Origin of the sequence: Hydrogenophaga crocea, from assembly GCF_011388215.1 — a bacterium.
Lineage (GTDB): Bacteria > Pseudomonadota > Gammaproteobacteria > Burkholderiales > Burkholderiaceae_C > Hydrogenophaga > Hydrogenophaga crocea.
This window is the reverse complement of sequence record NZ_CP049989.1, coordinates 2,590,731-2,603,346: the sequence shown is the minus strand read 5'-3', so window position 1 is coordinate 2,603,346 and position 12,616 is coordinate 2,590,731. Positions and strand designations below refer to the sequence as shown.

The window sequence follows — 12,616 nt, the reverse complement described above, 5'->3', positions numbered from 1 at the left end:
GGTCGGTCAATGGCGGGTGGTGTCGAGGGGGAAGTCGTCGGCGTCGAGCGTGCTGTCCGACGCGGGTTCGGCGGCCGGGGCGCCCCCGGGCTCCTCGTCGTCGTCGTGGGCCCAGAACAGGCGGTCGGGCACGGCATTGCCCATGCCGGGCTGGAAGCCCGCGTCCAGGCATTGGTCGAGGTAGGTGAGCGCTTCGGCGCAGGCGTTCTGCAGGTCGGCGCCGCCCGCGATCAGCGCGCACAGCGCGGCCGACAGCGTGTCGCCGGCCCCGCTGAAGGTGGCTTCGAAGCGCTCGTAGCGCGCGGTGGCGTGCACGGTTTCGGGCGAGGCCAGGTGGCTTTCGAGGAACTGGTCGGCGGCGTTGAAGCCGGTCACCAGGGTGTACGACACCCCATGCACCGCGGCGGCGCGGGCCACCTCGCGCGGGCCGGGCGGGCGGTCGCCCTCCCAGTCGGGCAGCAGCCAGCGCGACAGCGTGCTGTGGTTGCCCACCAGCACCGTGGTCTGCGACAGCAGCAGTTCGGTGCAGGCGTCCAGGTAGGTTTCGATTTCGAGCTCGTCCCACCAGGAGAGGTCGGGCATGTAGGTGATGACCGGCACTTCGGCGTAATCGCTCGTGATCTGGGCGATCGCGCTCAGGTTCTCGGGCGTGCCCACGAAGCCCACCTTGAAGGCCTGCACGGGCATGTCCTCGAGCGCGCAGCGCGCCTGATCGAGCACCGCCTCCTCGTCGAAGGCGATGTGGTCGCGCACCGCGGTGGTGTCGCGCACATAGGTGCCGGTGACCACCGGCAGCACATGGGCCGAGGCGCTGGACATGGCGGTGAGGTCGGCGCTGAGGCCGCCCGCGCCGCTCGGGTCGTTGGCGTTGAAGCTCATGACGCAGGGCAGCGAGGCCTCGCCGGGCTGGTCGGGGGAGTCGGGTTCGGAAGGGGAGGAGGACATGGTGGGGGATCGTGGGCCGGGGTGGCTCAACCCGTGGCGTGCCGAGCACGCGTCAGTGTCGCGTCCATTCGCCTGAGAAATTGCGCCGCAGAGCGCTTGAACAGGCTAGATACAATTCTTGCATTCTACGATACCGCCTCTAGTAACCATGACCGATAGCAAGACTTGGATGTGCCTGATCTGTGGCTGGATCTACGACGAAGCCGCGGGTGCACCCGAGCACGGCGTTGCGCCGGGCACCGCATGGGCCGACGTGCCCATGAACTGGACCTGCCCCGAGTGCGGCGCCCGAAAAGAAGACTTCGAAATGGTGCAGATCTGACCGGTTGACGGGCCCTCGCTCGACAACCGGTTTTCCGTGTGACGGGGTGGGCTGGCCACGCCGTCACGGATGGTTTGAGGAGCCCGTCCATCGTGAGCGCAACGTCCGCCCTGAAGGTTCTTGTCGTCGACGACAGCAACACCATCCGGCGCAGTGCCGAGATTTTTCTGAAGCAGGGCGGCCATGAGGTCCTGCTGGCCGACGACGGCTTCGACGCCCTGGCCAAGATCAACGACTACCAGCCCGATCTGATCTTCTGCGACATCCTGATGCCGCGCCTCGACGGCTATCAGACCTGCGCCATCATCAAGCGCAACGCCCGCTTCGCCGGCATTCCCGTCGTCATGCTGTCCTCCAAGGACGGTGTCTTCGACAAGGCCCGCGGCCGCATGGTCGGCTCGCAGGACTACCTCACCAAGCCCTTCACCAAAGACCAGCTGCTGCAGGCCGTGCAGCAGTTCGGCGTGCAATTCAACGGAGTGTCCTGATGCCCATCCAGAAGATCCTCGTCGTCGACGATTCCAAAACCGAACTCATGGTGCTCTCGGACCTGCTGAGCAAAAACGGCTACACGGTGCGCACCGCCGAGAACGCCGACGAGGCCTTCCGTCGTCTTGGCGAGGAAAAGCCCGACCTGATCCTGATGGACGTGGTGATGCCCGGCCAGAATGGTTTTCAGCTCACGCGTGCCATCACGCGCGACCCGCAGTTCTCGAGCATTCCCATCGTCATGTGCACCAGCAAGAACCTGGAAACCGACCGGGTCTGGGGCATGCGCCAGGGCGCTCGCGACTACGTCACCAAACCGGTCAACGGCGAAGAGCTGCTGTCCAAGATCCGCGCGCTCGCTTGAGCGCCCACGGGAACCCGATCCACCCAGCATGCCCAAAAGACAGTCGCTCAAGGAACTGCAGGAACGCCTGGCGCAACGGCTCACGGCCGCCAAGACCGAGTCCGTGACCGCGACCTGGCTGGCCCTGGAGGCCGGCGGTCAGCGGCTGCTGTTGCCCCTGGTGCAGTCGGGCGAGATCTTTCCCTGGTCGACGGTGCAGCCCGTGCCGTACACCAAGCCCTGGTACGTCGGCGTGGCCAACCTGCGCGGCGGCGTGCACGGCGTCATCGACCTCGCGGCCCTGCTGCGCGGCGATGCGGCGCGCAGTCCCGTGCGGCCCGCCGAACGTGTCACTTCCGATTCGCGCCTGGTGAGCCTGCACGGCGCCCTGGGCCTCAATGCGGTGCTGTGGATCGACCGCCTGCTGGGCCTGCGCAACCCCGGCGCCTTCCGCGCGGTCGCCGACCGGCCGGCGGACGCGCCGCCGTACGCCACCCGCGTGCTGATCGATGAGAGCGGGCAGTCCTGGCTCGAACTGGACCTGCAACTGCTCGTCAACGAGCCCGAGTTCCTGGCCATAGCGGCCTGATGTCGATGCCGTCGCACGGCACACCCTGTATCCGTCACCCGTTCTGAGTTGGAAGGTAATCACATGGCCACGCTGGATCGCTTTCAGGGTCTTTTCTCCAAGAAGGGCAAAGACGCCGACGAGCCTGACCTGTCGAAGGCGACCGACCTGGACATCGCCGAGATCGCGGCGGCCCGGCTGGCACCCGACGACAACGGCGGCGACCTGGGTGACAACCTGCTGATCACCGACGACGACGGCGACGCCCCCAAGGAGGCACTGGTCACGCTGCCGCTGCTGGGCCGCAAGCCCGCCGAACAGCACCAGCGCACCCTCGCGGTGCTGCTCGCGCTGGCGCTGCTGGTGCTCGGCGGCATCACCTTCTTCATCCTGAGCCAGACCAACAAGGTCAGCCAGCAGGTGGCGGCCAGCGGCCAGGCCCTGATGCAGTCGCAGCGCCTGGCCAAGAGCGTGTCGCAGGCCCTGGTGGGCAGCCCCTCGGCCTTCCCGGAGGTGCGCGAGAGCTCCACCGTGCTGGCCTCCAGCGTGCGCGGCCTCAAGCAGGGCGACAACACCATGGGCCTGGAGCCGCTCGGTGGCGAGCTGGGCGGCTCGCTCGAGCCGCTGATGGCGCCGGTGGACGACGCCGAGCGCAACGCCGCCACGGTGCTGGGCCAGCAGGCCACGCTGACCCAGGTGGGCACGGCGCTGCGCACCATCAACCGCCAGTCGTCCGACCTGCTCGAGATCGCCGAGACCATCGCTTCGCTCAAGCTGCAGCAGAACGCGCCCGCGGCCGAGATCTCCGCCTCCGGCCAGCTCGTGATGCTCACGCAGCGCATCGGCAAGTCGGCCAACGAATTCCTCACGCTCGAAGGCGTGAGCCCCGAGGCCGTGTTCCTGCTCGGCAAAGACCTGATCACCTTCAAGGAGGTCAGCGAGGGCCTGCTCAACGGCAGCCAGGAACTGCGCCTGGCGCCGGCGCGCGACGAGCAGGTGCGCGAGCGCCTGCGCGCGCTGCTGCAGGCCTACGAAGCCACCCGCACCGAGGCCGGCGCCATCCTGGGCAACCTGCAGGGTCTGGTGTCCGCGCGCGAAGCGCAGGCCGCCATCGTGGCCGACAGCGAGAAGCTGCGTGTGGGCCTCGAGAAGCTGCAGCAAGACCTCTCGGGCCGCTCGGGCCTGGGCGCCGGCTCGCTGCTGGCCCTGGCGCTGTCCGCGGCCTTCGCGCTCGCCTGCGCCGGCGGCCTGGCCTACGTGCAGCTGCAGGACAGCCGCCAGCGCCAGCTCGTGGCCGAATCGCAGCGGCTCGCCGCCGAGGCGCAGGAGCAGGAAGCCAAGCGCGTCAACGACGCCAACCAGGCCGCCATTCTTCGCCTCATGAACGAACTGCAGACGGTGGCCGAAGGCGACCTCACGCAGGAAGCCACCGTGACCGAGGACATCACCGGTGCCATCGCCGACTCGGTGAACTACACGGTGGAAGAACTGCGCTCGCTGGTGGGCAACGTGCAGGCCACGGCCACGCGCGTGGCGCAAACCACGTCGGCGGTGGAAAACACCTCGACCGAGCTGCTCGCCGCCTCCACCGAACAGCTGCGCGAGATCCGCGAAACCGGCCAGTCGGTGCTCGACATGGCGCAGCGCATCAACCAGGTGTCCAACCAGGCGCAGGAATCGGCCGATGTGGCGCGTGCCTCGCTGAGCGCCGCCGAATCGGGCCTGAAGGCCGTGCAGGACGCCATCGGCGGCATGAACGCCATCCGCGACCAGATCCAGGAAACGTCCAAGCGCATCAAGCGCCTGGGCGAGTCCTCGCAGGAGATCGGCGAGATCACCGAGCTGATTTCCGACATCACCGAACAGACCAACGTGCTGGCCCTGAACGCCGCCATCCAGGCCGCGTCGGCCGGTGAAGCGGGCCGCGGCTTCTCGGTGGTGGCCGAAGAGGTGCAGCGCCTGGCCGAACGCTCGGCCGACGCCACGCGCCAGATCGCGGCGCTCGTGAAGGCCATTCAGACCGACACCCAGGACGCGGTGGCCGCCATGGAGCGCTCCACCCAGGGTGTGGTCGAGGGAGCCAAGCTGTCCGACAACGCGGGCACCGCGCTGTCCGAGATCGACCGCGTGTCGCGCCGCCTGGCCGACCTCATCGAACAGATCTCGAACGCGGCTTCGCGCGAAGCCGAATCGGCCAACGAGGTGGCGGGCAACATCCAGCACATCTTCGCGGTGACCGAGCAGACCGGCGAGGGCACGCGCTCCACGGCCCAGCAGGTGCGCGAGCTGTCGGCCATGGCCGAGGAACTGCGCCAGTCGGTGGCGCGGTTCAAGATCGCCTGACACCCCGCCCCTGTGTTCCGCTGACCCACTGATCACACCATGGCCGAAGCGACCGATTCCGTTCTCCAGGACCTCCCCGTTGCCGACCTGGGCCCGCTGGCCTGGGTCTTCGAGGAACTGCGCAAGTCGCTCGACGGTGCGAACAAGGCGATCCGGCGTTTCGTGCGCGAGAACGATCAGGCGCGCCACAGCGACCTCGAGGCCGTGGATCCGGCGGCGCTGCGCATCGCGCGCCAGCAGCTGCACCAGGCGGTGGGCGCGCTCGAGGTGGTGGGCCTGGCGGCGCCGGCCCAGGTGCTGCGCGCCATGGAATCGGCGGTGCAGCGCTTCGTGCAGAAGCCCGACACCTGCAACGAAGACGCGGCGAGCCGCGTCGAGCGCGCGAGCTTCGCGCTGATCGAATACCTTGAGGCGGTCCTCAACCACAAGCCGGTGCAGCCAGTGGCCCTGTTCCACCAGTACCGCGAGGTGCTCGAGGTGGCGGGCGCCGAACGCATCCACCCCGCCGATCTGTGGGACGCCGACCTGCGCCACCTCGATCTGCCCGCGCCCGAGGGCGTGAAGCCGCTCGAACCGGCGCCGGCCGTGCGCTCGCTGTTCGACCGCCTGATCCTGCTGGCCGTGAAGACGCAAAGCGTGGCGGCCTGCCAGCAGCTCTCCAAGCTCTGCGCCGGCCTGTCGGCCGGGGCGGGCGAGCCGCGCCAGCGCACCTTCTGGCGGGTGGCCGCGGCCTTCTTCGAGGGCGTGGCCTCGCACGGCCTGGGCTTCGACGTCTACGCGAAACGCGCCACCTCGCGCCTGCTCATGCAGTTCGGGCAGCTCGCCTCGGGCTCGGCCCAGGTGTCGGAAACCCTGCTGCACGACCTGCTGTTCTTCTGCGCCCAGACGCCCGTGCGCGAGGGCCAGCCCTCGGCCCACCTCGGGCCGGTGCGCGCGGCCAGCGGCCTCGACGCCTACCGCGCGGCCGACTACCACCAGGCCACGCTGGGCCGCTACGACCCCGCGGTGCTGGCCCAGGCGCGCAAGCGCATGAACGCCGCCAAAGAGGCGTGGTCGCTGTTCTCGGGCGGCGACAGCTCGCGCGCGCGCCAGGTGGTCGATCAGTTCGGCCTCATCGGCGAATCGCTGCTGCGCCTGCACCCGGCCAGCGCGCCGCTGGCCGCGGCCCTGGTGAAGGCCACCGACCGCGCCGTGAACGAGCCCGGCGGTGCGCGCCCCGAGCTGGCGATGGAAGTCGCCACCACCACCCTTTACCTCGAAGCCGCGTTCGACGACTTCGACCCCACCGATCCCGCGCTGGCCACGCGCACGCAAGACTTGGCCGATCGCCTCAACGGCGTCATCGACGGCCAGCCGCCGCGCCCGCTCGACGACTGGATGGAGCAGCTCTACCGCCGCGTGAGCGACCGCCAGACCATGGGCAGCGTGGTCGACGAGCTCAAGGTCTCGCTGGCCGAAGTCGAGAAGTCGCTCGACCACTTCTTCCGCCACCCGAACGAAAAAGGCGGCCTGCACGTGGCCGCCACGCAGCTCGCGCAGATGCGCGGCGTGCTCTCGGTGCTGGGGCTGGACCACGCAGTGCAGGCCGTCGCAAGCATGCGCAACCGGGTCGAGCAGATCCTCGACACCGAGGTCGACGAAGGCCGCGCGCGCGAGGCCGGCACCTTCCAGCAGCTCGGTGACAACCTGAGCTCGCTGAGCTTCCTCGTCGACATGCTCAGCTACCAGCCGGCGCTGGCCAAGAAGCTCTTCGTGTACGACGAAGAGCAGGGCGGCCTGGTGGCGCTCATGGGCCGCGCGAGCGTGGGTCGCGACCGCGCGCCCGCGGCCCAGGCCGACGCCGAGGCCCTGCAGGACGGCGTGCGCGACGTGGTCGACAGCGTCTTCGGCGGCATCGACGACCTCAGCGGCTTGAGCCAGCAGCTCGGCTCGCTGGCCGATCAGGCCGCGCTGGCCGAACAGCCGTCCATGGCGAAGGCCGCGCGTGAGGCCGCCGAGGCCGTGGTGCGCGACGACGCGCTGCAGGCCGCGCAGGCCCTCGTGGGCCTGACCGAGGTCGCCTCGGCCGCGCAGGCCGGGCCCGCCGAAGCGCCGGCCGCCGACGCCGACGAGGGCGACGAAGGCGAACTGCTCGACATCTTCCTGGAGGAGGCGCGCGAGGTCGTGGCCAATGGCCGCGAGGCCATTGCCCGCCTGCACGACGACGGCGCCGACCTCGACCACCTCACGACCCTGCGCCGCGCCTTCCACACGCTCAAGGGCAGCTCGCGCATGGTCGGCCTCAACGAGTTCGGCGAAGCCGCCTGGGCCATGGAGCAGTTGCTCAACGCCGTGCTGGCCGAACAGCGATCGGCCAGCGAAGCCTTGCTGGGCCTGTCGGGCGAGGCGCTCGACCGCTTCGAACAATGGGTGCAGGCGATCGGCGCGCAACAGGCCGACGCCTGGCGTTCGCACCCCTTCCGCGTGAGCGCCGAGGCCCTGCGCGAACAGGGCGTGTGGGTGCCCATCCGCACCACGGTGAGCGCGTTCGCGCCGCTGCCCGAGCCGGTGGCGGACGGGCCGGCCGTGTCCGAGCCGCTCCTGGCCGAACCTGTCGTGTCCGAACCGCTGGCGCCCGAACCGCTGGCGCCCGAGGCGATCGCCCCGACGGAGCCGCCGCCCGATCACGAACACGCGCCGCTGCTCGCCGACACCGACCTCGACCTGCTGGCCGCAATGCCTGTGGCCGAGCCCGAACCCGAGATGTCCGTGGCCGAGCCCGAGCCCTTGTCGTCCGCCGCCGAGCCCGAGCCCGAGCTCTCCGCCGAACCCGGCCCGGACAGCCGCGTGATGCCCGAGTTCGACGCCATCGAAGACTTCCCGCGCGACGCGGTGGAGTCGGGCTTCGCGGACATCGAAGAAATCGAACTCACCGAGCCGCCCGTGGTCGAGCCGCTGCCGCCCGAAGTGGTCGTGGCCGAGGCCGCGGCGGCCGAGTCGCCCGACGAACAGGTGCGCGAGATCGGCCCGCTGCGCATCGGGCACAAGCTCTACAACGTCTTCCTCAACGAGGCCGACGAGTGGTCGCGCCGGCTCGGCACCGTGCTGTCCGAGTGGGCGCTCGAAACCCATGCGCCGCTGCCCGAGCCCGCCGAGGCACTGGCCCATTCGCTGGCCGGCGCGTCGGCCACGGTCGGCTTCGATTCGCTGTCGGGCGTGTCGCGCGCGCTCGAACACGCGCTCGAGGCCGTGGCCGCGCGGCAGAACACCGGCACCGTCGCGGCGCCCGCGCTCGGCGCGGTGTTCGTGGCCGCGGCCGACGACATCCGCCGCCTGCTGCACCAGTTCGCGGCCGGTTTCCTCAAGGAGGCCGATCCCCAGGTGCTCGCCGAGCTGCAGCGTGTGTTGCACGAGCCCGAGGCCTTCGAGGCCCCCGCGGCGCCCGTGGCGGCCAATGGCCACGACGCGGTGTTCCTGCAACTGACCGACGAGGTCGAGCTGCTCGCGCACGACGACGCGCCCGAGGACGGCGCGCCCGAGCCCGAACCCCTGGCGGCCGAACCGCAACCGCTGGCCACGCCCGAGCCCGAGCCGGTCTCGACCGGCTGGGGGGCGCTGGCGCCCGAGCCCCTGGCCCCGCTCGCACCGGCCGAGCCGGTGCCCTCGGTTCACCAGGACATCGACGACGACATCGACGCGGTCGACACCATCGACGTCGATCTCTTCCCCATCTTTGCCGAGGAAGCGCAGGAGCTGCTGCCCCAACTGGCCTCGGCGCTGCGCCAGTGGGTCGCGCGGCCCGACAACACCAGCGCGCGCGGCGAGGTGCTGCGCACGCTGCACACCATCAAGGGCAGCGCCCGCCTGGCCGGCGCGCTGCGGCTGGGCGAAATGGCCCACCGCATGGAGACCGCGGCCGAGCGCCTGGGCTCCGATGTGCAGCGCTCCAGCGACGTGCAGGTGCTGCAGGAGATCTTCGACGCCATCAACGCGCGCTTCGAGCAGCTGCGCCACCCCGACGCCGCCACCGGCGCGGTGGTGCAGTCGCTGCCCGAGGCCGTGCCGCCCGAAGCCCCTGTGGCCGCGCCGGCCGAGACCGCGCCCGCGCCCGTGCCGGGCACGCCGATCGGTCCGCAGTTCGTGGCCCCGGTCGCGCCCGCGCAGCTCGCCACGCGCAGCGGCGCTGCCGTGCGCGTGCGGCCCGAGCTGCTCGACCGCCTGGTCAACCAGACCGGCGAGGTGATCATCTCGCGCTCGCGCATGGAGGCCGAGATCCTCACGCTGCGCACCTCGCTCAAGGACCTCACCGGCAACCTCGACCGCCTGCGCCAGCAGCTGCGCGACATCGAGCTGCAGGCCGAGAGCCAGATGCAGTCGCGCCTGGCCCAGGCGCGCGACGTCAACCAGTCGTTCGACCCGCTCGAGTTCGACCGCTTCACGCGCGTGCAGGAGCTCACCCGCATGATGGCCGAGTCGGTGAACGACGTGGCCACGGTGCAGCGCAACCTGCAGCGCGCGGTGGAAGCCACCGAAGACAACCTCGTGGCCCAGGCGCGCCAGACGCGCGAACTGCAGCGCGACCTGCTGCGCACGCGCATGGTGGAGTTCGAAGGCATTTCCGAGCGCCTGTACCGCGTGGTGCGCCAGGCCTCCAAGGAAACCGGCAAGCAGGTGCGCCTGGACATCGCGGGCGGCAACATCGAAATGGACCGCGGCGTGCTCGACCGCATGACCGGCGCCTTCGAACACCTGCTGCGCAACCACGTGGCGCACGGCATCGAAGCCCCGGAGCGGCGCGAGCAGCAAGGCAAGCCGGCCGAAGGCCGCATCGAGATCCGCCTGCAGCAGGAACTCAACGACGTGTCGCTGGTGTTCGCCGACGACGGCGCGGGCATCGATACCGCGCGCCTGCGCGAAAAGGCCGTGGAAGCCGGCCTGCTGGCCACCGACACGGTGCTCGACGACGCCCAGGCCGCGCAACTGATCTTCGAGCCCGGCCTGAGCACCGCGAAAGAGGTGTCCGAGCTCGCGGGCCGCGGCATCGGCATGGACGTGGTGCGCAACGACGTGCTCGCGCTCGGCGGCCGCATCGAGACCGCCACCCGGCCCGGCCAGGGCACCGAGTTCAAGCTCGTGCTGCCGCTCACCACCGCGGTGACGCAGGTGGTGATGCTGCGCGTGGGCGAGCTGGCCTTCGGCGTGCCCTCCAACGTGGTCGAGATCGTGCGCCGCCTCTCGCCGGCCGAGCTGCAGGCCGCCTACGCGAGCGGCCAGCTGCCGCACGGCGGTGAAGACGTGCCCTTCTACTGGGGCGGCGCGCTGCTGCAATCGTCGGCGCAGTCGCAGGAAACGCACCGCACGCTGCCCGTGGTGATCTTCCGAAGCGCCGCGCAGCGCGTGGCCATGCACGTCGACGAGGTGCTGGGCAACCAGGAAGTCGTGGTCAAGAACCTGGGCTCGCAGCTCTCGCGCCTGCCCGGCCTGGCCGGCATGTCGGTGCTCGCCTCGGGCGCGGTGGCGCTGATCTACAACCCGGTGGCGCTGTCCACCGTGTACGGCCCGCAGGTGGCCGACTGGGTGCGCGCGCAGCAGGCCTTGCCGCAACAGGCCGGGGCCGTCGCCGACAACCCCGCCGACGCCGCGATGGCGCACGTGCCGCTGGTGCTGGTGGTCGACGACTCGATCACGGTGCGCCGCGTCACGCAGCGCCTGCTGCAGCGCGAGGGCTACCGCGTGGCGCTCGCGGCCGACGGCCTGCAAGCCCTGGAACGCCTGCAGGCCGAGCGCCCGAGCGTGGTGCTGTCCGACATCGAGATGCCACGCATGGACGGCTTCGACCTGGTGCGCAACATCCGCAACGACGCGCGCCTGAGCGACCTGCCGGTGGTGATGATCACCTCGCGCATCGCCGAGAAGCACCGCGAACACGCGCGCGAACTCGGGGTGGACCACTACCTGGGCAAGCCGTACTCCGAAGAGGAACTGCTCGCGCTCGTGGCCCGCTACGCGCGCGCCACGGCCGACGCCTGAGCCCGGCCGTACGGCGCAGAGCCCGTCAGGCCGCCGCGCCGGGCCGCCCCAAGCAAGGCCTCGCCCCCTCGGGGGGCAGCGACGACACGCAGTGCGGAGCGTGGGGGCGCATGCTCAGGCCGGGTTCTGCTTTTTCACGACCGCGTAGCGCTCCAGCGTTTTTTCGCGCGCCGCCGCGTGATCCACGATGGGCAGCGGGTAGGTCTCGCCCAGCGTGATGCCCGCGGCCGCGAGCTCCACCGCGTTGGCCGTCCAGGGCGCGTGGATGGCGGCGTCGGGCAGGCCCGCGAGTTGCGGCAGGTAGCGGCGGATGAAGCGGCCCTGCGGGTCGAACTTCTCGCTCTGCGTCACCGGGTTGAAGATGCGGAACCAGGGCTGCGCGTCGCAGCCGGTGGACGCGGCCCACTGCCAGCCGCCGTTGTTGGCCGCGAGGTCGAAGTCGATCAGCTTCTCGGCGAAGTAGCGCTCGCCCCATTGCCAGTGGATGCCGAGGTCTTTCACGAGGAAGCTCGCCACCACCATGCGCAGCCGGTTGTGCATGTAGCCGGTCTGGTTGATCTGCGCCATCGCCGCGTCCACCAGCGGGTAGCCGGTGCGGCCCTCGCACCAGGCCTGGAACTTCGCCTGTGCGGCCTTGCCGTGCTCGAAGCGCACCGCGTCGTACTCGGACTTGAAGCTGCGCTCGACCACGTGCGGGAAGTTGGCCAGGATCTGGTGGTAGAAGTCGCGCCAGACCAGCTCCGACAGCCAGCTCGTGGCCCCGGCATTGCCCTGCTGGTGCAGCAGGTGCGCGGCCGAGGCCAGCGCGCGCACCGACACCGTGCCGAAGCGCAGGTGCACGCTGAGGTAGCTCGGGCCCTTGATGGCCGGGTAGTTGCGGGCCTCGGTGTAGCCGTCGATGCGCTGCAGGAAATCGTCGAACAGCGCCTGCGCGCCGGCCTCGCCCGTGGGCATGGGCAGTCTGGACAGGTTGGTGGGCTCGAAGCCGATGTCGGCCAGCGTGGGCACCGGGCGGTTCAGTGCCTCGGGCAGCGGCGCTAGCGCGCCTGCGTGGCGCTCGATCGGGTAGGCCTTGAGGTAGAAGGGCGTGAGCGCCTTGAGCCAGGCGTTCTTATAAGGCGTGAAGACGCCGAAGGCCTGGCCGGCCTGGGTCAGCACCTCGCGGCGCTCGAACACCACGTGGTCCTTGAAGCTGCGCAGGATCACGCCCTGGTGCGCGAGCTCGCCGAACACGCGCGCGTCGCGCGCCAGCGCCGCGGGCTCGTCGTCGTGGTTGGTGAACACCGCCTGCACCTGCAGGCGCTGTGCGAGTTCGGGGATGGCCCGGGTGGCGGGCGCGTGCAGCACGATCAGGCCGGTGTCGGCGTGGCCGTGGGCGGCGCCCAGGGCACGCAGCGAAGCGTCCAGCCCCACCAGCGATTCGCGGATGAACTCCACCCGGCGGTCGGCGCGCGGCAGTGGATCGAGGATGTCGCGGTCGAACACGAACACGCACCACACACGCCGGCAGCGGCGCAGGGCGTGGTGCAGGGCCGCGTTGTCGCTTGACCGCAGGTCGCGACGGAACCACATCAAACCGCTGTCGAATTCGCTCATC

Annotated in this window: 8 protein-coding genes; 6 read left to right on the top strand and 2 right to left on the bottom strand. The window is 70.4% G+C overall.

Annotated features, from left to right (window positions below):
* Positions 1 to 6 precede the first annotated feature (6 nt).
* Entirely contained in the window at positions 7 to 945 is a 939-nt protein-coding gene (thiD, locus tag G9Q37_RS12285; protein ID WP_166227468.1) for a bifunctional hydroxymethylpyrimidine kinase/phosphomethylpyrimidine kinase, read from the bottom strand.
* Between the two features lie 148 nt (positions 946 to 1,093).
* Between thiD and G9Q37_RS12280 the strand changes: the two genes are divergently transcribed.
* The 6 genes from G9Q37_RS12280 (at position 1,094) to G9Q37_RS12255 (ending at position 11,019) form a co-directional block, all read left to right on the top strand.
* The gene (locus G9Q37_RS12280) at positions 1,094 to 1,267 is read left to right on the top strand and encodes a rubredoxin (RefSeq protein WP_166227467.1); all 174 of its coding nucleotides are present in this window, start codon (positions 1,094 to 1,096) and stop codon (positions 1,265 to 1,267) included.
* A 92-nt stretch (positions 1,268 to 1,359) separates the two neighbouring features.
* On the top strand, positions 1,360 to 1,755 hold the full coding sequence (locus G9Q37_RS12275) for a response regulator (protein WP_420810286.1): 396 nt from the start codon (positions 1,360 to 1,362) through the stop codon (positions 1,753 to 1,755).
* Positions 1,755 to 2,120 (top strand): response regulator, encoded by a 366-nt coding sequence (locus tag G9Q37_RS12270; RefSeq protein WP_166227466.1) that lies wholly within the window; start codon positions 1,755 to 1,757, stop codon positions 2,118 to 2,120. Before G9Q37_RS12275 ends, G9Q37_RS12270 begins: the two co-directional genes overlap by 1 nt.
* 28 nt (positions 2,121 to 2,148) lie before the next feature.
* Positions 2,149 to 2,688 carry a chemotaxis protein CheW gene (locus G9Q37_RS12265; protein ID WP_166227465.1) on the top strand — a complete coding sequence of 180 codons (540 nt, stop codon included), beginning with the start codon at positions 2,149 to 2,151 and terminating at the stop codon, positions 2,686 to 2,688.
* A 63-nt stretch (positions 2,689 to 2,751) separates the two neighbouring features.
* Positions 2,752 to 5,010 carry a methyl-accepting chemotaxis protein gene (locus tag G9Q37_RS12260; protein WP_166227464.1) on the top strand — a complete coding sequence of 753 codons (2,259 nt, stop codon included), beginning with the start codon at positions 2,752 to 2,754 and terminating at the stop codon, positions 5,008 to 5,010.
* Positions 5,011 to 5,049: 39 nt separating this feature from the next.
* Positions 5,050 to 11,019 carry an Hpt domain-containing protein gene (locus G9Q37_RS12255; RefSeq protein WP_166227463.1) on the top strand — a complete coding sequence of 1,990 codons (5,970 nt, stop codon included), beginning with the start codon at positions 5,050 to 5,052 and terminating at the stop codon, positions 11,017 to 11,019.
* 114 nt (positions 11,020 to 11,133) lie between these two features.
* On the opposite strand, the gene G9Q37_RS12250 is transcribed toward G9Q37_RS12255, so the two are convergent.
* Complete coding sequence (locus tag G9Q37_RS12250; RefSeq protein WP_166227462.1) at positions 11,134 to 12,615, bottom strand: cryptochrome/photolyase family protein; 1,482 nt, start codon at positions 12,613 to 12,615, stop codon at positions 11,134 to 11,136.
* Position 12,616 lies beyond the last annotated feature (1 nt).

Bases quoted from the DNA above. Each gene is read 5' to 3' on its own strand.
- G9Q37_RS12265 (WP_166227465.1), top strand. From the start codon at position 2,149: ATGCCCAAAAGACAGTCGCTCAAGGAACTGCAGGAACGCCTGGCGCAA.
- G9Q37_RS12260 (WP_166227464.1), top strand. From the start codon at position 2,752: ATGGCCACGCTGGATCGCTTTCAGGGTCTTTTCTCCAAGAAGGGCAAA.
- G9Q37_RS12250 (WP_166227462.1), bottom strand. From the start codon at position 12,615: ATGAGCGAATTCGACAGCGGTTTGATGTGGTTCCGTCGCGACCTGCGG.
- thiD (WP_166227468.1), bottom strand. From the start codon at position 945: ATGTCCTCCTCCCCTTCCGAACCCGACTCCCCCGACCAGCCCGGCGAG.
- G9Q37_RS12270 (WP_166227466.1), top strand. From the start codon at position 1,755: ATGCCCATCCAGAAGATCCTCGTCGTCGACGATTCCAAAACCGAACTC.
- G9Q37_RS12255 (WP_166227463.1), top strand. From the start codon at position 5,050: ATGGCCGAAGCGACCGATTCCGTTCTCCAGGACCTCCCCGTTGCCGAC.
- G9Q37_RS12280 (WP_166227467.1), top strand. From the start codon at position 1,094: ATGACCGATAGCAAGACTTGGATGTGCCTGATCTGTGGCTGGATCTAC.